The 25,052-nt window shown below is 58.7% G+C and carries 25 protein-coding genes; 1 reads left to right on the top strand and 24 read right to left on the bottom strand.

Going from position 1 to position 25,052, the window contains the following annotated elements; genetic code table 11:
- A complete protein-coding gene (locus tag NQH49_RS07450; protein ID WP_305961172.1) occupies positions 1 to 1,464 on the bottom strand; it encodes a phospholipase D-like domain-containing protein in 1,464 nt (487 codons plus the stop codon).
- Positions 1,465 to 1,624: 160 nt separating this feature from the next.
- Here NQH49_RS07450 and NQH49_RS07445 point away from each other — a divergent pair, with 160 nt between their 5' ends.
- Positions 1,625 to 2,773: a beta-glucosidase gene (locus NQH49_RS07445; protein WP_256696169.1), complete on the top strand. Its 1,149-nt coding sequence runs from the start codon at positions 1,625 to 1,627 to the stop codon at positions 2,771 to 2,773.
- Here the strand turns inward: NQH49_RS07445 and NQH49_RS07440 are convergent.
- The 23 genes from NQH49_RS07440 to NQH49_RS07330 all read right to left on the bottom strand — a co-directional run bounded on the left by NQH49_RS07440 (position 2,770) and on the right by NQH49_RS07330 (position 24,764).
- Positions 2,770 to 2,943, bottom strand: coding sequence for a hypothetical protein (locus NQH49_RS07440; RefSeq protein ID WP_256696168.1), 174 nt, complete (start codon positions 2,941 to 2,943; stop codon positions 2,770 to 2,772). The genes NQH49_RS07445 and NQH49_RS07440 overlap by 4 nt on opposite strands.
- Before the next feature lie 312 nt (positions 2,944 to 3,255).
- Positions 3,256 to 5,457: a TonB-dependent receptor gene (locus NQH49_RS07435; RefSeq protein WP_256696167.1), complete on the bottom strand. Its 2,202-nt coding sequence runs from the start codon at positions 5,455 to 5,457 to the stop codon at positions 3,256 to 3,258.
- A gap of 526 nt (positions 5,458 to 5,983) precedes the next feature.
- Positions 5,984 to 7,219, bottom strand: a complete 1,236-nt coding sequence (locus NQH49_RS07430) for a beta-ketoacyl-ACP synthase (RefSeq protein ID WP_256696166.1) — start codon at positions 7,217 to 7,219, stop codon at positions 5,984 to 5,986.
- The gene (locus tag NQH49_RS07425; RefSeq protein WP_256696165.1) at positions 7,216 to 7,947 is read right to left on the bottom strand and encodes a 3-ketoacyl-ACP reductase FabG2; all 732 of its coding nucleotides are present in this window, start codon (positions 7,945 to 7,947) and stop codon (positions 7,216 to 7,218) included. Before NQH49_RS07425 ends, NQH49_RS07430 begins: the two co-directional genes overlap by 4 nt.
- Complete coding sequence (locus NQH49_RS07420; protein WP_256696164.1) at positions 7,944 to 8,417, bottom strand: hotdog family protein; 474 nt, start codon at positions 8,415 to 8,417, stop codon at positions 7,944 to 7,946. The genes NQH49_RS07425 and NQH49_RS07420 overlap by 4 nt, the downstream gene beginning before the upstream one ends.
- Positions 8,410 to 9,567: a beta-ketoacyl-[acyl-carrier-protein] synthase family protein gene (locus tag NQH49_RS07415; RefSeq protein WP_256696163.1), complete on the bottom strand. Its 1,158-nt coding sequence runs from the start codon at positions 9,565 to 9,567 to the stop codon at positions 8,410 to 8,412. The genes NQH49_RS07420 and NQH49_RS07415 overlap by 8 nt, the downstream gene beginning before the upstream one ends.
- A complete protein-coding gene (locus NQH49_RS07410; RefSeq protein WP_154192213.1) occupies positions 9,564 to 10,136 on the bottom strand; it encodes a DUF3261 domain-containing protein in 573 nt (190 codons plus the stop codon). Before NQH49_RS07410 ends, NQH49_RS07415 begins: the two co-directional genes overlap by 4 nt.
- Positions 10,133 to 12,454 (bottom strand): MMPL family transporter, encoded by a 2,322-nt coding sequence (locus tag NQH49_RS07405; RefSeq protein ID WP_256696162.1) that lies wholly within the window; start codon positions 12,452 to 12,454, stop codon positions 10,133 to 10,135. The genes NQH49_RS07410 and NQH49_RS07405 overlap by 4 nt, the downstream gene beginning before the upstream one ends.
- Positions 12,420 to 13,028, bottom strand: a complete 609-nt coding sequence (locus tag NQH49_RS07400) for an outer membrane lipoprotein carrier protein LolA (RefSeq protein ID WP_372340031.1) — start codon at positions 13,026 to 13,028, stop codon at positions 12,420 to 12,422. Before NQH49_RS07400 ends, NQH49_RS07405 begins: the two co-directional genes overlap by 35 nt.
- Positions 13,028 to 13,444, bottom strand: coding sequence for an acyl-CoA thioesterase (locus NQH49_RS07395; protein ID WP_256696160.1), 417 nt, complete (start codon positions 13,442 to 13,444; stop codon positions 13,028 to 13,030). The genes NQH49_RS07400 and NQH49_RS07395 overlap by 1 nt, the downstream gene beginning before the upstream one ends.
- Positions 13,437 to 15,131 (bottom strand): glycosyltransferase family 2 protein, encoded by a 1,695-nt coding sequence (locus NQH49_RS07390; RefSeq protein WP_256696159.1) that lies wholly within the window; start codon positions 15,129 to 15,131, stop codon positions 13,437 to 13,439. The genes NQH49_RS07395 and NQH49_RS07390 overlap by 8 nt, the downstream gene beginning before the upstream one ends.
- Positions 15,125 to 15,472, bottom strand: coding sequence for an ApeI family dehydratase (locus NQH49_RS07385; RefSeq protein WP_008102287.1), 348 nt, complete (start codon positions 15,470 to 15,472; stop codon positions 15,125 to 15,127). The genes NQH49_RS07390 and NQH49_RS07385 overlap by 7 nt, the downstream gene beginning before the upstream one ends.
- Positions 15,459 to 16,787: an AMP-binding protein gene (locus NQH49_RS07380; RefSeq protein WP_256696158.1), complete on the bottom strand. Its 1,329-nt coding sequence runs from the start codon at positions 16,785 to 16,787 to the stop codon at positions 15,459 to 15,461. Before NQH49_RS07380 ends, NQH49_RS07385 begins: the two co-directional genes overlap by 14 nt.
- Complete coding sequence (locus NQH49_RS07375; protein ID WP_256696157.1) at positions 16,784 to 17,338, bottom strand: COG4648 family protein; 555 nt, start codon at positions 17,336 to 17,338, stop codon at positions 16,784 to 16,786. The genes NQH49_RS07380 and NQH49_RS07375 overlap by 4 nt, the downstream gene beginning before the upstream one ends.
- A gap of 4 nt (positions 17,339 to 17,342) precedes the next feature.
- Positions 17,343 to 17,597, bottom strand: coding sequence for an acyl carrier protein (locus tag NQH49_RS07370; RefSeq protein WP_256696156.1), 255 nt, complete (start codon positions 17,595 to 17,597; stop codon positions 17,343 to 17,345).
- A gap of 11 nt (positions 17,598 to 17,608) precedes the next feature.
- Positions 17,609 to 17,866 carry a phosphopantetheine-binding protein gene (locus NQH49_RS07365; protein ID WP_007887282.1) on the bottom strand — a complete coding sequence of 86 codons (258 nt, stop codon included), beginning with the start codon at positions 17,864 to 17,866 and terminating at the stop codon, positions 17,609 to 17,611.
- Between the two features lie 3 nt (positions 17,867 to 17,869).
- Positions 17,870 to 18,667 (bottom strand): lysophospholipid acyltransferase family protein, encoded by a 798-nt coding sequence (locus NQH49_RS07360; protein ID WP_256696155.1) that lies wholly within the window; start codon positions 18,665 to 18,667, stop codon positions 17,870 to 17,872.
- Positions 18,657 to 19,394 (bottom strand): beta-ketoacyl synthase chain length factor, encoded by a 738-nt coding sequence (locus tag NQH49_RS07355; protein WP_256696154.1) that lies wholly within the window; start codon positions 19,392 to 19,394, stop codon positions 18,657 to 18,659. Before NQH49_RS07355 ends, NQH49_RS07360 begins: the two co-directional genes overlap by 11 nt.
- A 189-nt stretch (positions 19,395 to 19,583) precedes the next feature.
- Positions 19,584 to 19,973 carry a hypothetical protein gene (locus tag NQH49_RS07350; protein ID WP_256698393.1) on the bottom strand — a complete coding sequence of 130 codons (390 nt, stop codon included), beginning with the start codon at positions 19,971 to 19,973 and terminating at the stop codon, positions 19,584 to 19,586.
- A gap of 234 nt (positions 19,974 to 20,207) precedes the next feature.
- Complete coding sequence (locus NQH49_RS07345) at positions 20,208 to 21,578, bottom strand: efflux transporter outer membrane subunit (protein WP_256696153.1); 1,371 nt, start codon at positions 21,576 to 21,578, stop codon at positions 20,208 to 20,210.
- Complete coding sequence (locus NQH49_RS07340; RefSeq protein ID WP_256696152.1) at positions 21,575 to 22,666, bottom strand: HlyD family secretion protein; 1,092 nt, start codon at positions 22,664 to 22,666, stop codon at positions 21,575 to 21,577. Before NQH49_RS07340 ends, NQH49_RS07345 begins: the two co-directional genes overlap by 4 nt.
- Positions 22,663 to 24,330 carry an MFS transporter gene (locus tag NQH49_RS07335; RefSeq protein ID WP_256696151.1) on the bottom strand — a complete coding sequence of 556 codons (1,668 nt, stop codon included), beginning with the start codon at positions 24,328 to 24,330 and terminating at the stop codon, positions 22,663 to 22,665. Before NQH49_RS07335 ends, NQH49_RS07340 begins: the two co-directional genes overlap by 4 nt.
- A gap of 2 nt (positions 24,331 to 24,332) precedes the next feature.
- A complete protein-coding gene (locus tag NQH49_RS07330) occupies positions 24,333 to 24,764 on the bottom strand; it encodes a MarR family winged helix-turn-helix transcriptional regulator (protein ID WP_256696150.1) in 432 nt (143 codons plus the stop codon).
- Between the last annotated feature and the right edge of the window lie 288 nt (positions 24,765 to 25,052).

Here is a 25,052-nt window from a genome sequence, read left to right as displayed (position 1 = left end):
TTAAAGCAACCACTCAACCGGCAAACGCCACACCAGTCGCACCAGCAAGCGCTGCAGTAGCGTGCACTGCGGTTCGTGTTTATGCACCACTTCGCCCTGCTCGTTCGCAAACTCCACCCAATTGACGCGTCCCCACTTATCCAGGCGCAGCGTCCAGGCGCGATCGCGCATCCCGGCAATAAAGCGCTGATGGGTTTGCTGCGCCAGCGTTTCACTCTCGATGACCAACCCCATTTCGGTGTTCAGCATGGCGGAGCGCGGATCGAAATTGAACGAGCCGATAAACACTTTGCGATTGTCCACGGTGAAGGTTTTGGCATGCAAACTGGAACCCGAATTACCGGTGATGCCGCGATCGTGTGGCGCACTCTGCGGATTATCCTGCGGCTTCAGTTCATACAACGCGATACCGTGGCGCAGCAGTTTTTTCCGCCAGCGCGCATAACCGGCGTGTACCACCGTAACGTCATTCGCCGCCAGTGAATTGGTGAGTATCGCAATCTTCACCCCGCGCCGCTTCAACGCCAGCAGTTGCGCCACGCCAGCACGCGTCGGGACAAAATAGGCCGAGATAATATCGAACTGCTGCTGCGGCGTACCAATCACCTCCAGCATACGCTGCGGCAGTAAACTGCGGCGTTTTGCTTTGCCGAGCCCTTTACGCGGATCGTCGCTCAGCAGACGCGATTCCGCCCACGTGATCTCCAGCTCGCCCTGCTCCATCTGACTGATAAACGACGAATGCTCCAGCCGTGCCAGATAGCGCTCCACCGCTTCACTCTGCTGCCACTCCGGCGGCAAGCGCACCGCCTGATGCGCATCGCCGCTCACATCAACCACCTTGCGCAGCGGCGAAACGGCTTTACTGCGCCAGTAGCGTTCGAAATCCTGCGTCACTTCGTCGACCACCGGCCCAATCGCCAGCACATCGAGATCGGTAAACAGCGGCTCATTGCCGGTACCAAAATATTCGTCGCCGATATTGCGCCCGCCCACCAGCGTCGCCGCGCCATCCACCGTCAAACTTTTATTGTGCATACGTCGATTGAGGCGGGAAAAATCGGTGAGATAACCGAGCGCGCGCAACGTGCGGAACGAGAACGGATTGAACAAGCGCACGGCGATATTGACGTGACGATCGAGTTCCGCCAGCGTTTCATCCAAACCCGGCGTGTTGTTGTCATCCAGCAGCAGTCGCACTTTCACTCCGCGCTCGGCGGCATCCAGCAGCGCGCTAAACAGCAAGCGACCAGACATGTCGTTGTGCCAAATGTAGTACTGCACATCAATGGTGTGCTGCGCCATGCTCATCATCTGATAGCGCGCAGCAAAAGCATCCAATCCATCATTAAGCGGATGAATGCCGCTCATGCCCGGATGCCGCGCACAACGCGCCTCAACACTCGGTTTCAGCCCGTTGCCCGAATGTTCCTCAGGCGGCAAAGAAGTTGCTGCTTCACTCATAGTGAATCCCTGAAAGCTGTGGACCTATTATTGTTGGTATCAATGCGCTAACAAGCAATCGGAGGCGTCCTTTTCTGCCCAATGGCGCACCGTCAATTTAGTCTAGACTTAGCCAGGCGTTCTGCATTCTGCATCCGGCGTTCACCGTGAGGAGAGGATTATGACCCAGCAATCCCTGCGCCATCACCCTCAGCTGTTCCGCAGTTTCTTTCAGGGCAGTTTTCCCTGCTCAACCGCCTGTCGCGCAGGCGGACGTCGGCTCGATATGGTGATCAGCAGCGGCCACGACATGCTGCTGGAGAAAGATTATGCCGCGCTGGCGCAAGAAGGTTTGCACACCGCGCGCGATGGCGCGCGCTGGCATTTAATTGAATCCGTGCCCAACGTATATGACTGGCGCACCTTTATGCCGATGATGCATGCCGCAGCGCGTCAAGACATGCAGATTATCTGGGAGCTGGCGCACTTTGGCTATCCCGATCACCTGGATATCTGGAAAGCCAGCTTTGTCGATCACTTTGAACGCTTCGCCCGCGCGATGGCGCAACTGATGCGCGATGAAGGCATCGAAAAGCCCTTTTTCACGCCAATTAATCAGATCTCATTCTGGTCGTGGGCCGGCGCGGACGTTTCCTGGCTCGATCCTTACGCCAGCGATCGCGGTCGCGAGCTGAAGCGCCAATTAGTGCGCGCCTCGCTAGCGGCAATGCACGCCATTCGTGAGGTTTATCCCGATGCTCGCTTTGTGCTGACCGATCCGCTGGTACAAGTGGCGACCGATCCCGATAATCCCGACAGCAAACCCTACGCCGACGCGCAGCATCAGGCGCAGTTTGAAGCCTGGGATTGGATTGGCGGACGCGATGCGCCGGAACTGGGTGGCCGCGCGGATTTCCTCGATATTCTGGGTCTCAATTACTATCCCGACAATCACTGGTTTTTCTCAGGCGAAACCATTCCGCATGACCATCCGACGCGTCAACCGCTGCACCGTTTGTTAATGCAGTGCTGGCAACGCTATCAGCGCCCAATGATTCTGGCCGAAACCGGCGCTGAAGGTCAGGCGCGTGCGCCCTGGCTGCGGCAGATTAGTGAAGAAGCGCGTCTGGCGCTGGATCACGGTGTGGCGCTGGAAGGCATTTCGCTCTATCCGGTGGTGGAGTATCCGGCCTGGGCCGACGATCGGCGTTCACCGGGCGCGCTGTTTGGCCTTGGCGATCCCAATGGCAATCGCACCTTGCATGAGGCGCTGGCGCTGGAGTTGCGCAGTCAACAAATTAAGTGGCAGAACTGGCAGACAAACAGCTAAGACTGTTGCGTGGTGGCAGGTTTTTGCGGACAGGTTTGCACATCAAGTGAAGGATCAGCGGGGTGACGCACGTCGGTGAGCCACGTCATAGTGAAGAGAAACACCACGCCAATTAAACAGGCGGAGAGCAGACCAATTATGGCGATCAGTTTGTCATCTCTGGATTCCATCGACATCTCCTTGCAGGCTTCCTTTTCCCGGTGCTGACCTTAACTCATCCACAGCGTAATCATCAGGACGAAGATTATAAGCGTAACCGAAGTGACTGCAAGTACCACAATAGCGAAGAGCGCGTCGTCGAGCGGCTGCCGATAAGGTTCGTCGTGGTCGTCTGGTGGTGCAGGTGAACTCATGATGACTCAAAAATAAAGGCGAGTTTTCGCGCAGGATTGCCGCACAGAGTGTAATGCAATGTGCTTAAAGTTACAGGATTATTTCTGGCGGAGAAAATAACGGGGCGCAAGCGCCCCGTGAAGAAAAGATTAGAAATCGTAGCTCAGTGAAACCTTCACCGTGCGCGGTTCACCCTGAGACAAATAGGTGCCGCTGTCATCGACGTTGGCCCAATATTTCTCATTGGTGACGTTATCAACCCCCACGCGCCACACCATATCGTTCTGGTTAACCTTCATGCGGTAACGCAGCCCTAAATCCAGCGTGGTGTAATCATCCAGCTTCATGTTGTTTGCCAGGTCGGCGTATTGCGAACCGGTGTAGTTCAGTAATGCTGTGGCAGTCAAACCGTCCACCGGCTTGATGTCATACTCCGCACCCAGCGCCGCAGTGAAGCGCGGTACGCCAATGGCGTTTTTACCATTCTGATCGCTGTCACCGGTTTTGGTCATATCCGGATCGATCCAGGTGGCGCTGCTGTTGAGACGCAGGCCCAGCACCGGCTCACCGAATACATTCAGCTCCACGCCACGGTTACGCTGCTCGCCATTCAGTTGGTAAACCGAATTGTTCAGCACACCAACCGGCTGTTTGATTTCAAACAGCGCCAGCGATCCGCCAACGCGACCAAAGTCCGCTTTGACACCCACTTCGTTCTGCTTCGCATGCACGATGCCAGTCACACTACCGTAGTTGGTGGCGGTAAACGGCGCGGCGGTGCCCGGCGTCAGCGATTCGGTATGGTTGGCATACAGCGAGATATTCTGCGTGGCTTTATACAGCAAACCGTACGCTGGCAACCAGCGGCTGCTGTCGAAACGTGTCGCGGTATCTTCAGCGCCGTCATAACCGTAGTTACGCACCACCACTTTCTGATGACGCGCGCCAACGGTTGCCAGCAAGGTGTCATCGAAGAAGCCCAGCGTATCGCTCAGCAGGTAGCCCTGTGAACGAGAACGATACGTGGTGAGTGGATCGCTGAACTTAGCGCCACCGGCAAACATGCTATCCGGTTCGGCCACATCCTGCGGGTTATAAATGTTCACATTGGCATCGTTACCCGACGACATGCGATAGCTGTTTTTCGCATTCGCGGTCATCGCCGAATAGCCGAAGTTCACTTTATGCGTCACCGGACCGGTGGTGAAATCACCACGCAGGCCAACCATGCCGCTCATGTTGTCCTGCACACGATTGGTACGGAAGCGGCCAATGGTGGCGTTGCCGGCGCTATCGAGGATCTTTGGAATGCCGTAGTTGCCCACTTCATGGGTGTGCTGTGCGCCGAGGCCTGCATAGGCAGTCCACTGATCGGTCAGATCGTATTCGGCTTTCGCCAGACCAAACTCCGACTCGATATCGCTGAACACCCAATTCTGGCTGTAGTTTTTCGAGTTGGACGGCACATCAGGAATGAAATCGATGCCGCTGATGTTGATGCCGTTACGCGCATCGTGGAAGGTCTTTTTCTGGTAGCCGACGTCGAGCGACGTACGCAGACGATCGCCACGATAATCCAGGCCGAGTGACGCAGCGGTGGTGCGTTTCTTTTCACCATTCACCTCCGTGCCGCCTTCGCGGTGAACCGCATTCAGACGCACGCCAAACTGGTTATTGTCGCCAAAACGACGGCCAATATCGGCGGTACCGCCCACTTGTGAACCTGACGTGTAATCCACGCCGATGCGCGTCAGCGGCGTGTCATCAGCGTGCTTCGGCTCGAGGTTAATCATGCCGCCGACGCCGCTCTCCGCCGAACCGTTCAGCAAGGCGTTAGCACCTTTGAAAATTTCTACGCGATCAATCAGGGAGGCATCCATCACCTGACGCGGCACGATACCGGCCAGGCCGCCGTAGGTCATGGCATCGCCGTCCAGCTTGAAGCCACGAATGCGATAGCTCTCGGCAAAGTTGCCGTAGCCTTTCAGATTCTGCACGCCAGCATCGTTGCGCACCACATCACCGATGGTTTGCGCCTGCTGGTCCTGAATCATTTTCGAGGTAAAACCGATGACGTTGAACGGCACGTCCATGGCGTTTTGCTCACCCAGCATGCCAAGACGGCCGCCGTGTGCAACCTGACCATCAAGGAACGCCGGTACCAGATCGTCGCCGCCGGGTTTGAAATCGGTTTGGGGTGTCGCGGTCACGGTCAGCGTCTGCTGCTCGTTTTTCGCGTTGGTTTGAGTTGTGGTGTTGGTGGTAGCAGCCATCACTGGCAAACAACCGGCGCTGACCATTACGGCCAACAGCGTCGGTTTCAGTCCGGGATTGAAAGGCATAGCGCGCATGGGATCCCCTAATGCAAACGAAGTGATAATCATTATTATTGCGGTTTGCGATTATGCGCAGTCGTTGCCCGAAAGCAAGAAAAATCCTACTTTCTGCGTTCACATTATGGAGAGGTGGTGCAACAAGTCGCCTGAGCGGTCTTGTAGGGTCGCCATTCATGGCGACCAATGCTTATCACTGAAGAAAGGGGTTTGCTTTGAATAGGTAGCGGGTTCTGACACGTCTGCTGCGTCACGGGCAACTGTGCCCTTTTCAACAACATGTACCGAAGCTTACGAGCAGGCCAGGTGCGCTTTTGGTTAGGCAATCCGCAGCGCTGAACGAAGCGAGGAAGCCAGGAGAGCCCGCAGGACGCGGGCGAAAGGCGGAGCCGGGACAAGGAAGTCCCGTCTCCGCCGGTCCGTCAGGCAAACGAGCGAAGTGAAGGTACCGCGTAAGCGGCGCGAGGACCGCCGGACCAAAAGCGCATCCGGCATGCGCTCGTCGCGGACTTAACTAACAAGCGCCATTCATAGCGACCTGCTATCAGCCATCGCGCCAGCGTTTAAACACCAGCGAAGTATTAATACCGCCAAACGCAAAATTATTAGATTGAATGTAATCCGTCTCAATCTGACGTGCTTCGCCGATGATGTAATCAAGTTCACCGCATTCCGCTGCCGGTTGCGACAGATTCAGCGTCGGCGCAAACCAGCCTTCGCGCATCATCTCAATGCTCATCCAGGCTTCCAGCGCCCCGCACGCGCCCAGCGTATGACCAAAGTAGCTTTTCAGCGAAGAGATTGGCGTGCTGTTGCCATAAATCGCCGCGGTGGCTTGGCTTTCGGCGATATCGCCGCGGTCGGTGGCGGTGCCGTGGGCGTTGATATAGCCGATCTGTTCCGCCGTGACACCGGCGGTTCTCAGCGCACGCTCGATACAAATCTGCATGGTTTCACGCTGCGGCTGAGTGATATGCGCGGCGTCGCAGTTGGTGTGAAAACCTACCAGCTCCGCATAAATGGTGGCACCGCGCGCCTGCGCATGTTCCAGCGATTCGAGAATCAAAGTGCCCGCGCCTTCGCCAATCACTAAACCATCGCGCTGCTGGTCAAACGGTGCGGGCGAGGTGTGCGGCGCGTCGTTGCGCTGGCTGGTGGCGAACAGCGTATCGAACACCGCTGCTTCGGATGGACACAACTCTTCCGCGCCACCCGCCACCATCACGGTTTGATAACCGTGGCGAATCGCTTCCCACGCATACCCAATCGCCTGGCTGCCCGACGTACAGGCGCTGGACGTCGGAATCACCCGGCCGCGCAGGCCGAAGAACAGGCCCGCATTCACGGCAGTGGTGTGCGGCATCATCTGCACGTAAGTGGTGCCGGTGATGTTGTTGGTGTGCTTTTCCGTCAGCATGGTGGCGAACTCACTCACCGGGCCGGTGCTGCCGGTTGAGGAACCATAAGCAATGCCGGTTTCACCATTGGTCAGCACCGGATGGTCGATCAAACCGGCCTGCTCCAGCGCGAGTTCCGTGGCGCGCGTCGCCATCAGTGAAACGCGCCCCATCGAGCGAATGCGTTTGCGCGTGTAATGCGCGGGCGGCGTGAAGTCGTCCACCGGCGCGCCGAGCAGCGTGTGCAAGCCGTCGTAAACCTGCCATTCCGGCATATGACGCACCGCATTTTTGCCCTGTTTGATCCGCTCAGCCACCGCGCTCCAGCTCTCACCAAAAGCGGTCACGCCGCCCATGCCGGTTACCACTACACGCTGAATCACAGCATACCTCCATTGATTGAAATCACCTGACGTGTGACGTAGCCCGCGATGTCCGACATTAAGTAGCTGGCCAGTCCGGCGACTTCATCTGCCGCGCCCATGCGCTTCATCGGAATCAGCTTCATTGCTTCATCAATCACCAGCGGCTCAAGATCGGTCATGCCGGTATCAATTAAGCCAGGGGCGATGCAGTTCACGGTAATTTTGCGTTTCGCCAGCTCAATCGCCAGCGCTTTGGTGGCACCGATAATACCGGCTTTGGCCGCACTGTAGTTGACCTGGCCGCGATTGCCCATGATCCCCGATACCGAAGAGAGCGTAATAATGCGTCCGCCCTTGCGCAGGCCAATCATCGGCATCACGCACGGATGAATCACGTTGTAGAAGCTGTCGAGATTGGTGTGGATCACGCTGTCCCACTCATCATCGGTGAGCGCCGGAAACGCCGCATCGCGCGTGATGCCCGCATTGCTCACTACGCCGTAATAGGCGCCGTGCGCAGCAATGTCCTGTTCGAGTGCGTTGCGTGTGGCATCGCGCTGCGCCACGTCAAACTGCAAGGTGCGCCCACATCCGCCCGCCGCCACCATCTCTGCCAGCGTCTGCGCTGCTCCGGCGCTGTCGCGGTGATAATGCACCACAATCTCAAAGCCATCCTGCGCCAGACGCAATGCGATGGCGCGGCCAATACCTTTACTTGCGCCGGTCACTAAAACGCTGCGTGTCATGGCTGAACTCCTTGTTGCAATTGAATTAACTCGTGTTCATTGGGCTGATAGGTATTCAGCCGCCCGCTGGCGATGATCGCCTCGCCGCAGCGGATCTCCCCTTCGAAGCTGCCCAAGCGGTCGTCACGCATCAGCAGACGCATTTCGACGCGCAGCGTGCTGTTGGCGGCGAAAGCGGCGCTGCTGGCACGATAACCGCGTCCGCCAAGCAGCATGCCGGGACGAATCTCACTGTCGCCGCGCTGACGCGCATGAAAGCCCGACCAGACGCCAACGGTCTGCGCCATGATCTCCACGCCGTACCACGCCGGTAAATCGCCCTGTGCGGTGAGAAAAGGGGCCAGCACGCCTGTCGCGTTGATACTGACTTCGCAGATCACGCTGTCGTCCGTCACCTGGATGACGCGATCCAGCAGCAGCATCGGCGCGCGATGCGGCAGATAAGCATGAACCGGCAGAAAATCACTCATGAGGCTTTCCTACAATCAGGCAGGTATTGTTCCCGCCAAAAGCAAACGAATTTGAAGCAATCACCGGAAGCGCCAATGGCTGCGGCGCGGTGATCAAACCGCATTCCGGCAGCGAGGTATCACGTGCCAACTGCGAGAAATCCTGCGGCGGCAGCGGCAGATTCTGCTGCAGAATCAGTACAGCCAAAGCCGCTTCGGTCGCGCCCGCCGCGCCCAGCGTGTGGCCGGTAAGGTGTTTGGTTGAGCTGCACGGCACGCGGTCGCCAAACAGGCGATGAATCACCGCCGATTCCACCTGATCGTTCAGCGGCGTAGCGGTGCCGTGCAGGTTGATGTAGCCGACATCCTGCGGCTGTAAACCTGCCTGTTGCAGCGCCATCAGCATAGCGCGCTCGGCACCGATGCCTTCCGGATGCGGCGCCGACATGTGCCACGCGTCCGAGGATTCACCACAACCGAGCAGCGCCAGCGGCTGCTGTTCGCGCGTCAGCAGCAGCAGCGCGGCAGCTTCGCCAATCGAAATGCCGTCGCGATCGGCGCTGAACGGCGCGCAGTGACGCTCAGAGAGCGAATCCAGGCTGGCGAAGCCGTTAATCGGCATGCGGCTCAGCGAATCCGCGCCGCCCACCAGCGCCACGTCCGCTAATCCGGCATCGATCAAACGTTGGCCGCTGATGATCGCGCGCGCGCTGGAGGAACAGGCAGTCGAAATGGTGTAAGCCGGACCATCCAGTTCTAAATAGTGCGCCAGGAAACGCGACGGATCGCCAAGCTCCTGCATGCGGTAATCGTAGCCCGGCAATGCGTCATCTACCTGACGATCGCCTTCATCGACGCCGGAGGTGCTGGTGCCGAGCACAATCGCCACGCGCTCGCGGCCATGTTGTGCGATGGCCGCATCCACTGCCGGGCGTATCTGCGCCAGCGCAGCCAGCAACAGCTGATTGTTGCGGGTGTTATGCGCTGCCAGCGCGGCAGGAATTGGCGGCAACGCGCCCTGCACTTCGCCCAGCCAGCAGCGTTTGCCATCTTGCAGCCAGCCGTCGCGCGGCTGCATGCCCGGCGCTTCAGCGGCTTGCAGCTGCGCGGCAATCTGCGCCAGGTTATTGCCCAGCGCATTCACCATGCCAAAGGCGGAGAGGTAGATCATGATGAGGCATCCAGATGTTGGATTTGAATCTGATAGCCAAAGGCGCGTTGGTCGATGCTGATCGGCTCACGCAACTCGCCGCGCTGCAGATAGCGAATCAGCGTCACCACTTTGCCAGAAGGATCGCGCAGCTCGCGTCGATCGTCGATGTCGGTCAACGTCCAGCCACGCGGCAACTGCGGCTGCCATGCGCTGATCGGCCAGTGGCTGAGCATCACATCCGCCAGCACCTGACTGGCGGGCGGCATTTCCGGCAGCGCCATCATCTGCTGCGTGTGAATGCCGTTTTTATCATAGGTGACGCGGAACAGGCGAATGCCAAGCGATGACAAACCGGCGAGGCTCAGCTGTTGCGAATCGGCGCTCAGTAGCACCAGCAGCGACTGGGTTTTGCCTTTGGCGTGGCCGGTCAGCAACTGCTGCTGCTGAAACGCCGGTGAAATTCCCGGCGCTGGCAGCGTGACGCGCACGCCCGGTTTCAGCCACGCACTCGGTCGATTGAGATCGCTCTGATGCTGCGCGCAGCCGCTGACCAGCAGGCTCAACAGCAGCAAAATGCCCATTTTCATCGTTGCTTCCTTTTCCCCGGAGCCAGCGCCAACGGCGCCAGCAAGAATGCACAAAAAATCCCGCTGCATAACACGGTACCGAAACCGCTGATTGCGGCGGTGCTGCTGAACACCAGCATGCCGAGCGTTAACAGCGTGGTCATCATCGCCAGCGTCACCGCCAGCATCGAGGTTAACGGCGTGCCGCGCGGATTGCTGAAGAACAGCGTGTAGTTGATGCCGATGCCCAGCACCAGAATCAGCGCCAGCAAGGCAAACAGATTGAGGCTCGCGCCGATCCAGCCCAAGGTCGCCAGCGCCGCCGCCAGCGACAGCCACGACGGCAGCGCGCTGCGCAGGCCGGCTTTCACGCCCAGTCGCAGCATGTAGCTGGCGGTAATCAGCAATAACGCCAGCGCCAGCAATCCGCTCAGCAGCGTGCGCCAGAAGCGGAACAGTTCATCATAGTTGGCCTTGCGATCAACCCAGCTGACGCCCGCTTGCTGGGATGCCAGCTGCTGCAGCGCGGCACTGTTTTTAACGCCGCCGATCGGCACCAGCACGCTGCTGCGTCCGTCCGGCAGCGACAGCCACAGCAGCCGCCAACCTTCACTCAGCGGGCTCGCCAGCCAGTCGGCGGCGATCACCGGCATGGCGTTGAGATTGGCATTCGCCACCGTGATGCCCGCCTGCTTCAGTCGGTCCAGAATGGTGGGTGCGGCCTGCTGTAGCAGCGCTACATCCTGCTGCTGCTGCGCCAGCGAACTGAGCGGCAGCACGCGATAACTCGCAAGCCAGCCTTGCTGCTGCGCCTGCTGTAGCTGCGGCGCCAGCGCGCTCAGCCGCTGCAGCGCTTGCTGTTCATCATCGCCCCACACCACAAACCAGGTTTGATCGGCCTGCTGACCGGTCAGCTGCGCCAGCTGACGATCCTGCGCTAACAGTTGCGCCGGTGCGCTTTGCAGATGCGCAATATCATCATCGACTTTGAGTTGTAGCATGCCGCTCAGCGCATAGATCGCCACCAGCGCCGGTAAGCCGCGCTTCAGCCCGTTATTGCGCCGCCACGCGGCCAGCCAGCGCGCCAGCCACACCATCGCCGGAATCGGTCGCACCGGTAAACCGCGCACCAGCCACGGATAAAAACAGATCACCGTCAGGCAGGACGCGCTCAATCCGCTGGCAGCAAACACCGCCAGCTGACGCAAGCCGGGGAACGGTGCCAGCAGCATCAGTAGCCAGGCAATCGCCGTGGTACCCAGCGCCAGCAGCAGCGTGCCGCGCACCTTATGCAAGCTTTGCCATGGCGTGGCTTGCTCGCCGTGCACCATGCGTTCCGTCAGGTAGTAAAGCGTATAATCGGCGGAGATACCGACAATGCTGAGGCTCATCACTAACGTGGTGAGATGCAGCTCACCAAAACAGAGCAGCGTTAGCACCGTGCCCGCCATCGCGCCAATCGCCACCGACAATGCGCACAGCGCCAACGGCCGTAATGAGCGAAAGACCAGCCACACCAGCAGCAGCAATCCCGCTAACGTCGCACTGCCGAGGGTTTCGACATCATGCTGCGCGCGCTGGCTGGCATTGTCACTGAACAGCACCGTGCCGCGCGTCAGCAGCTGCGCATCCGGCCAGCGGGTTTTCAGCTGTTGCTCCAGCTGATTGAGTGCGGTCACCAGCTGATGGCTCTCTTTGATACTGAAAGCATTGCTCGCCAGTTCACCGTGCAGGAAATACCAGCGGCGCTGCTGCGCATCGTTGACCGTCAGCCAACCGTTATGCAGCAGCATTTTGTTGGCACTCTGCTGCAACGCTAATTGCGCGCCGCGCACCAGCAGCAACGGATCGTTGCCGATCTCTTTGCTGCCGACGCCCGCGAAGGCCGAGAACAGCTGCGCCAGTATCCAGTCAGCCTGCGCGCCGCCGCCGTTCTGCAAGCGCGCGCGCGTGGCCGGATCGATCAAACCGTTGCGATGCTGAAACGCATAGGCGCCCCAACGCTGCATCTGGTCGTCATCCAGCGCGCCGCTGACCTGTTTCAGCATCGGCAAAGCTTGCAGCTGCGCTTGCCACCAGGCCGCGACCGCATCGCCGTCTTGATCGTTGGCGCTCACCAGCCACACCAGTTGACGATCGAGGCGCTGCATAAAGCCGTGCTGGATCTCAGCCGGTGCCTGGCCGAGGTTCTGCTGCGGCAATAACGCCAGCACGCTGCTGTTCAGCTGGCTGCGCGGCAGCAACACCGCCAGCACCAGCGCTAACGTCAGGCACACCGCCAGCCACAGCAGCGCAACGGTTTTCTCACTGCGCTGGGGCAAAACGGGCTCGCTCTTCATCGGTTAACTGTTTAGGTTCGGTGCGGGTAGCGCTGAGGGTGATCTCGGTTTTATCGCCCTGCTTGTCATCCAGCGTGATGCGGTTGAGGAAGGCTTCGCCCTGCAGATCGATACGGTTAAAGATCTTATTTAACGGCGCGGCTTTCGGCGTCAGGCCAAGCTGCCAGCGGTGGTTGCCCAGATCGTGGAAATCGAGCGCAAAGTTCTCGCGCAGTACCTTTTCATCTGCCTGGAACAGCGCGCGCAACAGATGGTTGAACTGGAACATCTGCGGATTGCTGTCGGCAGTGATCACCTGCGGCGGCTGGCCGCTCATGCTCTGCACCATGCGCTTATCATCGAGGATCAGCATCAGCGGGAACGGCGTGGCTTGCTGCCACCACAAACCCTGCTGCTGGGCGATCAATAGCTGACCGCGTGACACTAGCGGCTGCGCCATGCCAGCAATGGTGCGCACCTGAACAAAATTGGCGCGGATCACCGGTTGGCTGGCGAAGCGCTGTTGCAGCTGCTCGAGCGTAACCGCGCTGGCGTTGGCACAGATCACCAGCAGCAGCAGACAAAGGATTCTGATCACGGTTTCACTCCCAGGCGTTCAAACAGAATATCGGGCGAGACAAAACACATCTCCTGCGTGGTCGCATTTACCGCCACCTGCAGCGTGTGGGCTTTGGTGGTCACCTGCCCCGCCGCGTTGCGGATCACGTAATCGATGCGCAAGCGGTTTTCGTATTCGCTGATACTGGCGGCGACGCGCACCACCTCTTCGCAGCGCAGCGGCTGGCGGTATTTCACGTGGGTATCCACCACCGGCCAGACGTAGCCGCTGGCGGCCATTTCGCTGTAGCTGTAATTGACGCTGCGCAGCAAGGCTTCGCGCGCCACTTCAAAAAAGCGGAAATAGTTGCCGTGCCACACCACGCCCATCGGATCGCAGTCGTGAAACGACACGGTAATGTCCACCTCAGCGCGGTAGATGCGTTCACTCATCGCGGCTTTTCTCCTCGGGCAACGTCCAGAAATCGTAAAAGTTAAACCAGTCCAGCGGCGCCATCAGCGCGTGCTGTTGTAGCCGTTCGGCATAGCGATCAACGGTGGCTTGTAACGCCTGCTGGCGCTGCGCGCGCGGCAGCGAGAGCGGATCGGCAAAGGCTTCGCAATGCACCCGCAAACGGCCCTGTTCACGCAGGGCAAACATCAGCAGCACCGGACAGCGTAACGCCGCCGCCAGCACAAACGGTCCCTGCGGAAACGGCGCGCGCTGGCCCATAAACTCGCTCCACACCACGCGACGTTCGCCGCCACGCTGGCGATGCACGGCGGTGCGATCGCCAACAATCGCCACCCATTCACCGGCATCCAGTTTTTGCTGCAGCAAAATGGCGGTATCCGGGCCGATATCGGTGACCGGCATCAGATTCACGCCCGCCTGTGGCGCAATGCTCTCCAGCACCTCGCGGAAGCGCTGCGCATTATCGGTAAACACCAGCGCGTTAATCACCAATCCGCTGACCTGTTTGGCCATCGCGCGACAGGCTTCGATATCACCGAGATGTGAAGCGAGAATCAAATGGCCTTTGCCTTCGGCGGCGCGAATGGTGGCTTCGGCACCGGGCGCGAAATCGATGTCGCGTCCCCATTGTAGATCGCCGCGCCAGCTGGCGACTTTATCCAGCATGCTGTAACCGAAACGCAGGAAGTGACGATAGCTGTTGAGCGGCGCAGGCAGCGCGATATTCTGCTGTTGCGCCACCGCCTGCACGCGCGTCAGCCACTGCTGCGAAGCGGCGCGCGCAGTGCGTCCAGTTAGCCAGTAAACCGCCACCACCGGCCACAGCAGTAAGATAAAGGGTAAGCGCCCAGCACGACGATAGAGCCACAGCATAAAGCGCAAACCGCTCTGCCCGCGCCTTTCCGGCGTCGCCGACCAGTGCTGCGCATCGCCACGCTGGCGCAGTAATTGCGGGATGCGCGGCAACATGCCGAAGAACAGACGCGTGTGCATCCATGAGATGCGCAGGTTGTCACGCAGCGCGTCAAAGTGCGACACGCCGCTGGCCGGATAGGTTACGCGGGTGGTGATAAAACGGCTTGGCGTGCCCTGCCAATAAAGACGCACCATGATTTCAGTGTCGAAATCCATGCGCTGCCCAATCGGGAGTCGATCGCACAACGCCAGCGACGCTGCGAGCGGATAGACGCGGAAGCCGCACATGCTGTCTTTCAGCGAAAACGACAGCGTTTCCACCCACACCCAGAAATGGGTAATGTAGCGGCCATACAGGCGCGATTTGGGAATCGAGGCGTCGTAAAGCGGCTGACCGGAGATCAGGCTGTGCGGATAACGCTGCGCTTCGGCTAGCATGCGCGGCGTATCTTCCACCTGATGTTGTCCATCGGCATCGAGCTGCAGCGCGTGGCTATAACCCGCCGCCGCCGCCGCGCGCAAACCGGCAATCACCGCCGCGCCTTTGCCCTGATTATGCGGCAGCGTCAGCACCTGCAACTGTGGCGCATCCAGCGCTGCAATCTGCTGTTTGGTGATGGTATCGCTGCCGTCATCCACCAGAATCACCGGCAAGTTAAATGGTGCCAGCCGCGCCAGCACCGACGCCAGCATTGCGCCGTGGTTATAGCAGGGAATCAGTATGCAGGGCGTGAAGTCAGGGCTTAACACAGGCGGATCTTCCCGCTGCTGGCGATCGTTGCCACGTCGCCGTTGATCAGGCTGTAGCTGAAACTGAGTAGCGATTTATCTGCCTGCCACTGCAGCTGTAATTGCAGTTCGGCATCCGGCGGCACCGGCTGCTGGAACTTAATATTGTCGATGGCAGCAAAGGATTTCCCGACAGCTAACCGCGTCAGGCCATAATGCAGCGCCCAGTCAAGTTGCGCCACACCGGGCAGAATCGGCAGCGTTGGGAAATGGCCGCGAAACCAAAACAGATCGGCGGCAACGTGCAGGCGCAATGTCAGTGCATCGCCCTGCTGTTCGGCATGCAGTTCAACCGGCAACATCAAACAACTCCTCAATTTGTGGCCAGGCGCGTTTACTCTGTGCGGTGACAGGAATGGTTGTCACCACGCGCCAGTAGCGCGGCATCGCCACCGGCTCCAGCCAGGGTTGCAGCGCGCGTTTCCACTCCATTTTTAGCTGATGCAGCGCCGCCGCATCCAGCATCTCAGGCAGCGCCAGCACCACGCCAATCGCGTGACGACCGTGACGCTGAATTGCCAGCGCGGCGGCATCGTCCACACCGGGCAGCGCCAGCAGGCGGCGTTCAATCTCACTTAGCGAGACGCGCTTATCCTCAATCTTCACCACGCGATCCTGCCTCCCCGCCAGCTGAAACTGCCCGGACGGATGCTGCACGATACGATCGTCGAGCGCGCAACCGGCATCGGTTTCCAGCAAAGCGGAAAACACCCGCCAGCGTCCAGCTTCCTGCTCACGCAACGTAATCTGCGGGAAACAGTGCCACAGCGCGTTCTCCTCGCGGGCGCAGCGCCAGCCAATCACGCCGGTTTCGGTACTGCCATAAATTTCATCAACCGTGCAGCTTAGCGCCTGTTGCGCATGCTGCGCCGCCGTCCACGGCAATGCGCCACCGGCGGAGACGATCAGCTCACAGCGCGGCCCGGCTAACGCAGGATCGAGACGACGCAAAAACGCCGGGCTGCTAATAAACGCGTAGCGACGATCGCTTGATTGATCGGCCAGCTGTTCGCTGTAGAAAATTTGCTGCGCGGCGAAGGGTAAACCCAGCGCCATCGGCAACACGATGCGAAAACTCAGGCCATACAGATGCTGATGGCTGACGGAGGCAATCACATGGCAATCACGTAAGCGTGCGCCCCACAAGGTGTTGAGCCAGCAAGCTTCAAGATCCAGCGCGCGCAGCGATTTCACCACGCGACGCGGCGTGCCAGTTGAACCGGACGTGAACAGCACCAGCGAGGCATCGGCGGCGATCGGCGGTAACGCACCGCTCGCCAGTGCGTCGTCCCAGCGCAACTGCGGCAGCGAGACCGCCAGCGGCATATCGCTGATCACGCCATCGAGGCTGTCGGCCATCTCTTCCAACTGCGCCGCGCGACTGTGTCCGGGGATCACCGGCGTTTTACCGGCATGCCACAGCGCCAGCAGCGCGGCGGTGAAGGCATAGCTGTTATCAAAGCACAGCGCCCAATATTGGCCGGGTTGGTTTTGCAGCCGATCGACCAGCGCCTGCACCTGCTGACGCAAAGTGTGCAGCGTATATTGCTGTTGGCCGTGCCAGGCCACCATGCGATCCGGCGCGCTGAGCCAGTCGCGAAGGCTATGTAGGTTCATGCCTGTTTCCTTATGCGCTGACGCAGCAGCCATTCGCCGCCCATCAGCGTGCCCATCAGCAAATAGCTGATGCACCCGTTCCAGAGTGTCCAAAGCGTGACATCATTGAGCAGGCAGGTGAGCAACGCCACGCTGCCGTTGAAGATGAAAAAGCCGCACCACACTTGCGTCACGCGGCGGGTATAACGCACCGCGCGCGGTGGCAGATCCGGTTCGCGCAGCCGCGCCAGCCGCTCAACCAGCGGCATGGGGCTCCACAATGACCCGCCAAACAGCAGCAGCATCAGCGTATTGACCACCAGCGGATACCACAACAGCAGATGTTGCGATCGCAGCAGCAGACTGGCGAGGCATAACGCGCTGCCGACCAGTGCCAGCAGCAGCATCACGCGCGCCATCGGCCCGGCGGCACGGCGCAGCGTCCAGACGCGCAGCACAAACAGCAGCGCCAGCAGAACCGTCACGCCGCGCCACTGTGGCTGGGTGATGGTCAACCACACCAGAAACGGCCACGCCAGCAGCGCCACGCCGTTTAGCAGCCGCAGCAGCATACGATCAGGCTTCGTCGCGCATCAGTTGGTCGACGGCATCCACCACGTCCTGCACGGTACGCACCGCGCGGAAGGTTTCCGGTTTGATTTTGCGGCCAGTACGCTTTTGCAGATGCACCACCATATCGACTGCATCGATGCTATCCAGCTCGAGGTCTTCATACAGGCGGGCGTCCGGGCGAATATCGTCTGGCTCAATTTCAAACAGCGAGGTGAGCAGCGAAGCCACTTCCTGGTAAATTTCGTCTTTGTTCATCATGTTGGCTGTTCTCAGGCTTGCTGTTGTTCAACAAACGCGGCCAGGGTAGCCACGGAAAAAAAGTGCGCGCGCAGCGTTTCACTCTCGGCTGAGAGCTGTACGCCGAAGCGATTTTTCACCGCCAGTCCCAGCTCCAGCGCATCGATTGAATCGAGGCCCAGCCCCTCGCCAAACAACGGCGCGTCGGTTTCGATGTCGTCAGGGCTGATATCTTCCAGATTCAGCGTGTCGATAATCATCTGTTTGATGTCGTTAATCAGTACTTGCATAACTTAGTTGGTCTCGTCAGGCACCAGCGCCTGTTGCAGATGACGCGTCAGACGACGTGCGGCCAGCGGCTGCGCATCCTCTTCGGCTTCACTAAAGGCGTGGCTGGCAATACGCGATTGTACGCGTACAGTAAAAATCGGTTTAACCAGCGGAATCTGATACCAGCGGCTTTGCTTATCGAGCATGCGCTCGGTGCAGCTAATGTGTATCACGCGCAGATCGCAGCCAGCGCGCACCGCAATGTTGGCAGCACCGCGTTGTAACTTCAGCGGCTCGCCATAACGGGTGCGCGTCCCTTCAGGAAAAATCAGTATGGTATCGCCGCGCGCCAGCCGCTGTTGGCTGTCTGGCAGCAGCGTATCGGCTTCGCTGTTAATCAGGTAATCGGCGGCGCGAATCACGCCACGGAAGAAAATGTTGTGCTGCAGCTCGGCTTTTACCAGGCAATCCATCTCCGGCAGCACCGACGCGATCATCACGTAATCGATCAATGACGGATGGTTGGCGACGATCAGGCAGCCGCGATCCTGACGCAGCTGTTCTGCACCAATGATCTGGTAATCGTACACGCCGACGAAACGGCAGAAACGCAGGAAGCAGCGGAAGCTCCACGCGATGCTGCTGCGGGCGATGTGGCGACGACGCAGGCCATCGCGCTGCACCAGTAACAGCAGATTAAACCCGATCAGCGACAGCAACAGGCCGCCGACGCTGAACAGCGTGAAGCTGACGGCTGTCATCACCAGCCGCCAGTAATAGTTGAAACCAGGACGCGCCTGCGCCAGCGAATTATCCACCATGCTGATGCTCCCAGTGCCACTGATGACGTTCGCCAGCCACGTTAAAAGCTGGCGTGTTGTGCAACATCGCCGCCAGGAATTGCAGACTTTGCGGCAGAACGTTGTGCGTGTCGGCGGGTTTGCCCGCTTGCGCTTCGCAGCGCCACGTCTCGCCCGCGCGCAGCAGCAGCGCCACCGCGTAGGGTGCATTAAAGCGATCGATTTCCGGTAGCCACGGGCGATAGTAATCCGGCACTACGCCGTCAAAATCCACCAGCAGCACCTGCGCGTAACCCGCATGATGCAGCGTTGCCACTTCAATCAATCCTTGCTGGAAGCTATCGATACCGGCCGAAATCGAGGATGAAACCAGCGGCTGACGCGCAGCGATGGTCAAACTGCCTACTGCAGAGTTGTGGACCGACATGGCGAAATCGGTCGGCGACAGCGCCTGCTGTTCCGCCAGCGCGGTGAGAATGCGCAGATTGCGTTCCAGTTCGCCGTGGCGACTGGTGAAGACGATGGCGTCCACGCTTTGCCGCGCCAATAGCGCCAGCCCGCACTCAACCGCCGCACGGCTGCCTGGACTGAGACGACGCGCGGTCATCATCGGCAAAAATTGGGGTTTCGCAATAGGTTGCGTGGCATCTAACGCCGGTGCCTGTTGCGCCCAACGTTGCCACTCTTCTGCGGTGCTGTTGCCCGGCGCAATGGCATGCCAGTCAACAAGGGAGTAAGCGAGTTTCATACCTGTATTCTTTCTTCAGCCTCAGGGATGGTCAGATTTACGCTGCGCGGCATCCCTTCCTTGCTCTCAATACACGTCATCCCATGCGGATGTCGCCGATTAACAAGGCGGGCACATGGCCCGCCTGTTTCTATTTCGGCAGCGTGTCGGCTAACTTTACAACATTATGTCAGCAATCACGCTTCGCGCTTATTTAGCGGCTTCAACCGCCAGACGCGTTTGAATACCCTGGCTCAAGTTCTGAATCCAGCGATTGTAGTTGCGGTGAATCTGACCGCTGCCTGCTTTCAGATTCTGGCTGCTGACATACTGGATTTGATAGCTGTTCGCGGTGTAGTTCACGCGAATATCCGCGGTATGTCCGCGCTCAGCCAGGTGACCATTCATCACGCCCGGACCGGCGGGCGTCATCACCCAATGGTTAGCGGCACCCGCCTGGACGATAGCTTGTTTCATTTGCTCATCCGAGTAGCTCTGACCCACGGTCTGGCTCACATTCTGGATAGGCGCGGTACGCGGTGCACAGCCGGTTAACAGGACCGCAGTAACGAACAACGCAAAACCGATTTTTTTATTCATCATTTCCTTTTCTTCCCCTGTCTTTGCAAGCCGCCTGGGTGAGCGACCGCGCTGGTAAACTTACCAACACTGTTCCGTTCAGACTGTGTAAAGCGGGCGGATAATAACATTATTTGTAAAGACAAGTAAAAAGAAGCATGAATCACTTAAGAATCGTTTATCGCCGACTTAAAACCAGACGCAGGCCGTTTTACGGCTGAATTTCTACCGAAAAATGGCCTTGTCGCATGATGTTTAATCCTGCCAGCCGCCACCGAGCGAACGATAAAGATCGATTTGTGCCAGCAGCAGCGTATTTTTCACTGACACGATATTGAGCTGCGTGCTGAACAGCGTGCGCTGGGCGTCGAGCTCATCGAGATAGGAGGCGTAACCGTTTTGATAGCGGTTATGCGCAATGCGATACGCTTCCGCCACATAACCTTCCTGCTTCTGCAACTCTTCAAGCTGCTCCTGACTGCGGCGAATGGCATCCAGCGCGTTATCCACATCGGAGAACGCATTGCGCACCACTTTCTCATAGCCATAAAGCGCCTGATTGCGCGTTGCCATCGCCACATCAACCTGAGCAGTCAGCGCTTCGCGATTCAGCAGCGGTGCCAGAATGCTGCCGCCGATGCTCCACAAACGGAACGGATTATCCAACAGCTGATGCAGTTCACCGCTTTGCAGGGTGCCGCTGGCGGTGAGATTAAGCGACGGCAACAGTTTGGCTTGGGATGACGCCAGTGACGCGTCGGCGGCCAGCAGCTGGCGCTGCGCCTGCACGATATCCGGCCGGCGATTCAGCAACTGCGACGGCAGCAGCGATGGCAAGGTTTGCGGTTTGATATGGTCGAACTGGCTACTGCGCGCAATTTCACGCGGGTTCATGCCCACCAGCACACTGAGCGCATTCTCCTGCTGCTCGATCTGATGCTGCAACTGCGGGATCTGCGCTTTAGCGGTTTGATATTCTGAGGCGGCCTGCATCCATTCGAGACGCGAGGTGTAGCCAGTTTCAAACTGGCGCTGCGCCAGGTTGAGCGAGTTTTCGCGCGTGGCTAACGTGGCTTCTGTGACGCGTAGCTGCTCATCGAGTGCGCACAAGCTAAGATAGCCCGATGCCACCGAACTGGCGACGGTGAGCTCAGCGGCAGACGCGGCGGCACGCTGCGCATCCAGCGAAGCTTGCGCGGCGCGAATGCTGTTGCTGCGGCTGCCCCATAAATCCACTTCATAGTTGGCCTGCAGCAACCCCTGAAACACCGCGTTTTCATAGGGCTGACCGGTCGCCGCCGACAGCGCACGTTGATGCGTAGCCGCAACGCCCGCCGACAGCGTCGGGAAATTATCGCCCTGCGCGGCACGTAATTCGGCACGGTATTGATCCACGCGTGAACGCGCCGTGAGAATATCGCTGTTGTGCTGCAACGCCAGCGTGACAAGACGATTGAGATCGGCATCGCCAAAGTTCTGCCACCACTGCGCTTCCGGCAGCGCATGCGGGCCAACCTGCTGACGCCAGCTATCGGGAATCGGCAACGATGACGGCGCTTTATCCACTTCCGTCGCACAGCCGCCCACCATTAATGCCACGCACGTGGCTAACAGTAAGCGCTTCATGGCGCATCCTTGTGCGGTTCAGCGGCGGTATCAATGCTCACTTCCACCGACATGCCAGGACGCAGCGCGTGCAGATCGTCTTCAAGAATTTTGATGCGCACCGGAATACGCTGGGCAATTTTCACAAAGTTGCCGGTGGCGTTATCCGGCGAGATAGCGCTGAATTCGGAACCGGCGGCAGGCGAGATAAACTCGACGCGGCCATCGTAATGCCTTCCGTCTAACGCATCGACGCGGATGTTCACCGGTAAGCCGGGACGCACGTGCGCCAGCTGGGTTTCTTTGAAATTGGCGATGATCCATTTATTTTCCGGCACCACCGAAGTCAAACGCGTGCCAGCAGTAACATAAGTGCCTTTACGCACCGACAGCTGACCAAGCTGGCCACTGTCCGGCGCGATGATGCGTGTATTCGCCAGGTCGATGTTTGCCAGCTCTAACGCCGCCTGCGCACTGGCGACATCGCCTTGCAGTGAAGCCTTATTTACGACCACGGTTTGCAGATTCTGTTGTGAAACGGCGACCTGCGCATCCGCCTGACGCAATTGCGCCTGTGCCTGGGCATTCGCCGCGCGCGCAGCGTCACGTTCACGTACCGACAGCGAGCCGTCAGCCGCCAGATTTTCTACACGCTTGAGATCGAGGCTGCTTTTCAGCGCCTGCGCTTTGGCATTTTCCAGTGCGGCTTTGTTGCTGAGAATGTTGGCTTCGGCACTTTTACGCTGCTGCTGGTTATTATTCTGCGCAGCGATTTTCATATCCAACTGCGCCTGCGCCTGATGCACGCGCTGACGGTAGATGCGATCGTCAATGGTCATCAGCAGCTGGCCTTTGGTCACCGGCTGCAAATCCACCACGTTAACCTCAGTCAGATAGCCATTCACCTGCGGGCTAATAAAGGTCACCTGGCCGCGCACGTAGGCGTTTTCTGTCGACTGAACGGTGCTGGTGAACGGCCACAGCTGCCAGGCATACAGAATCACCAGCACGCCGACGATAACAATGCCGCTGCCAGCGGCGATGGAAAGAATGCGTCGGCGGTTGGTGCGCTCGCGCTCTGCCGCCTGAATGTCGTCCTGTTGGCTCATGAATTCTCCGTCGGGGTTACTGGTTGTGCCGCATTCATTTTGGTCTGACGCCAGTTGATATAGCGTAAACGCGTCAGGCGATACAGCACCCAGATTAAGGTGATGAAGGCCAGCGCGGCGGTAAGAAGATAGGTGTCGTTATAGGCCAGCACGTTAGCTTGCAGTGTTGCCACCGTTTGCAGCTGGCTGCTGCTTTGCGCGCTGAGTAGCACGCTATCCGGCAACTGGCTGCTAAACAGCGAGCTGTACTGGCTGAGGCGTTCGGTGACGTTGGGATCGAGCTGCGACAGCTGATCGCCCAACAAGCTGGAGTGATATTTTTCGCGCCACGTTTGGAATGTGCCGAGAATGGCCGCGCCAATCAAGCCGCCTAAGTTCTGGCTCATGCCAAACAGCACCGAGAAGCTCACCAGGTTTTTCGGCTGCGTCACCACGCCGCCAATCCCCAGCAGCATGGCGGGCCCGAGGAAGAAGGCGCTGCCAAAGCCGAGTAAAAACTGACTAAAGTAGAGATTGTTGGCACGCGTCAGCGGGCTGGATTGCGCATCCATGAGTGAGGCGACGATCATCACCACCAGCGACGCGACAATCGGCCAGCTCAGATGCGTAGGTTTGATGGTTAACGCACTGGCGATCATGCCGCAAATTACCCCGGCGATGATCGCTAACGCCAGACCGCGCATCTGATCGTTGAGTAAGCCCAACTGCTGCAGGAAACCCACCGCACCGGTGTTTTGTTCAGCCAGCAGAATACGCATCATGATCATCACAATGCCGAGCCGCACAATCATGCCGTTGCTTAGCCAGCGCGTGTTGATCAACGGATTCTTGCGATTGTGTTCGACGACAATCGCCGCCACGATCAATACCAGCGCCAGCGCCAATGCCACACCGAGCCACGGCGTGCTGAACCACCATTCGATGCGTCCCAGCGACAGCACCGCACACAGCAGCGCCATGCCCGGCGCCATCAGCATGAAGGTGAGGAAATCCATCTTTTCAAACGCTTTGATGCGGTCGCCGGGCGGCAGTTTTACCACCAGCACGCAGCCCAGCGAGATCAGCGCCAGACCGAGTTCAAACAGGTACAAACCGCGCCACTCTTGCAGCTGCAGCAATTCGGTGGAAAACAATCGTGCCAGCGGAATCGCCAGCTGCGACGCGGTGATACCGATCACCAACGCTTTAAGCCGATGCTTCGCGGGCCACGCCTGAATCTGGTAATAAATGCCGAGCGAGCTCAGCGCCGCGCCGACCATGCCGTGCGCGGTGCGCACAATGATGGCTGAGCTGAGATCGTTGGCCAGCAGGTGGAAAAACGCCACGATCACATACAGCACCAGAAACGCTTCGGTGAACAGCCGCAGACCAAACTGCTGACGGAACTTCACCAACAACAGGTTGATGGAGATGTTGCCCATCACATACACCGCAGGCAGCCAGGCGATTTCATTGCTATAGGCGCCAAAAGTGCCTTGCAGATTGGTGAGGTTGGCAGAGACCAACGCGTTACTCAACGCACCGGTAAGGGAGATCAGTAAGCCGATGATGCCAAACGCGATGCGCTTCGAGGGCGAATGCAGCGGCGTTGAGGGCGAGCCCGGCAGCATCGGCTTTTCATGTGGCAGCCATTCGCGTGGGGCATAAGGATTACGTTTCGCCACGGTTAAACACTTCCCAGACGCGCCAGCAGTTGTTTCAGCACCTGTTCCGTTATCGCCAGCGATTCGGAATCGATATCCGCCAGCAACTGCGCACGTAGCGCATCGGCCTGGGTTTTCACTTCGGCAAAGGCCACGCTGCCTTGTTCTGTCAGAATCAGCAGGCGCTTACGGCGATCTTCCGGCGGCTGCACGCGCGCCAACAGCTGCTGCTTCACCAGGCGATCGACCAAGGGCACGACGCTGGCCTCTTCAAGACCGAGCAATTGCGCCAGGGCTTTTTGCGTTGGCGGCTCGGCGGCGGTAGCCACGCTGGCAATTGCCATCCAGCTGCTCATACTTAATCCGCTCTCTTTGAGGCGACGATCAACGGCCAAACGCCACGCGTGCGCGGTGAGATGCAGCAAACGAGAAAAGGGTTGCGGATAGTCGCTCAAAACGTAGTGGCCTAATGGTTAGGTATCTAACTAAACGGGAGCGTTATTATAGGCGAAGCCGCTCACCAATGAAAACCTCGCTTACATCAGCAAACATAGTGGGCACGGCAAAAAATCTCCAGCTTTCTGTATCAGTTGTACAACTCGCGGAAATTTCTGCTGTTCCTGCATAGGTTTGTATAGATTTTAGAAAACATTACAAATTATAAATCATTGTTAAATATGCATTAGCACAAATTGCTTAAGATCCTAGTTGTACAAGTTGCTCCAGATTGTATAAGTTTACAT

The sequence above is a fragment of the Pantoea trifolii genome, from assembly GCF_024506435.1.
GTDB classification, from domain to species: domain Bacteria; phylum Pseudomonadota; class Gammaproteobacteria; order Enterobacterales; family Enterobacteriaceae; genus Pantoea; species Pantoea trifolii.
The sequence above is the reverse complement of the archived record's forward strand: the minus strand, read 5'-3'. Positions and strand labels throughout refer to the sequence as shown.

Bases quoted from the DNA above. Each gene is read 5' to 3' on its own strand.
- NQH49_RS07450 (WP_305961172.1), bottom strand. From the start codon at position 1,464: ATGAGTGAAGCAGCAACTTCTTTGCCGCCTGAGGAACATTCGGGCAAC.
- NQH49_RS07385 (WP_008102287.1), bottom strand. From the start codon at position 15,472: ATGTTGCCGGTTGAACTGCATGCCGAACAGCAGGGCGATGCACTGACA.
- NQH49_RS07345 (WP_256696153.1), bottom strand. From the start codon at position 21,578: ATGAAGCGCTTACTGTTAGCCACGTGCGTGGCATTAATGGTGGGCGGC.
- NQH49_RS07435 (WP_256696167.1), bottom strand. From the start codon at position 5,457: ATGCGCGCTATGCCTTTCAATCCCGGACTGAAACCGACGCTGTTGGCC.
- NQH49_RS07420 (WP_256696164.1), bottom strand. From the start codon at position 8,417: ATGAGTGATTTTCTGCCGGTTCATGCTTATCTGCCGCATCGCGCGCCG.
- NQH49_RS07350 (WP_256698393.1), bottom strand. From the start codon at position 19,973: ATGAATAAAAAAATCGGTTTTGCGTTGTTCGTTACTGCGGTCCTGTTA.
- NQH49_RS07445 (WP_256696169.1), top strand. From the start codon at position 1,625: ATGACCCAGCAATCCCTGCGCCATCACCCTCAGCTGTTCCGCAGTTTC.
- NQH49_RS07370 (WP_256696156.1), bottom strand. From the start codon at position 17,597: ATGATGAACAAAGACGAAATTTACCAGGAAGTGGCTTCGCTGCTCACC.
- NQH49_RS07395 (WP_256696160.1), bottom strand. From the start codon at position 13,444: ATGAGTGAACGCATCTACCGCGCTGAGGTGGACATTACCGTGTCGTTT.
- NQH49_RS07380 (WP_256696158.1), bottom strand. From the start codon at position 16,787: ATGAACCTACATAGCCTTCGCGACTGGCTCAGCGCGCCGGATCGCATG.
- NQH49_RS07375 (WP_256696157.1), bottom strand. From the start codon at position 17,338: ATGCTGCTGCGGCTGCTAAACGGCGTGGCGCTGCTGGCGTGGCCGTTT.
- NQH49_RS07415 (WP_256696163.1), bottom strand. From the start codon at position 9,567: ATGATCTACCTCTCCGCCTTTGGCATGGTGAATGCGCTGGGCAATAAC.
- NQH49_RS07425 (WP_256696165.1), bottom strand. From the start codon at position 7,947: ATGACACGCAGCGTTTTAGTGACCGGCGCAAGTAAAGGTATTGGCCGC.
- NQH49_RS07405 (WP_256696162.1), bottom strand. From the start codon at position 12,454: ATGAAGAGCGAGCCCGTTTTGCCCCAGCGCAGTGAGAAAACCGTTGCG.
- NQH49_RS07365 (WP_007887282.1), bottom strand. From the start codon at position 17,866: ATGCAAGTACTGATTAACGACATCAAACAGATGATTATCGACACGCTG.
- NQH49_RS07440 (WP_256696168.1), bottom strand. From the start codon at position 2,943: ATGGAATCCAGAGATGACAAACTGATCGCCATAATTGGTCTGCTCTCC.
- NQH49_RS07410 (WP_154192213.1), bottom strand. From the start codon at position 10,136: ATGAAAATGGGCATTTTGCTGCTGTTGAGCCTGCTGGTCAGCGGCTGC.
- NQH49_RS07355 (WP_256696154.1), bottom strand. From the start codon at position 19,394: ATGAAACTCGCTTACTCCCTTGTTGACTGGCATGCCATTGCGCCGGGC.
- NQH49_RS07340 (WP_256696152.1), bottom strand. From the start codon at position 22,666: ATGAGCCAACAGGACGACATTCAGGCGGCAGAGCGCGAGCGCACCAAC.
- NQH49_RS07360 (WP_256696155.1), bottom strand. From the start codon at position 18,667: ATGGTGGATAATTCGCTGGCGCAGGCGCGTCCTGGTTTCAACTATTAC.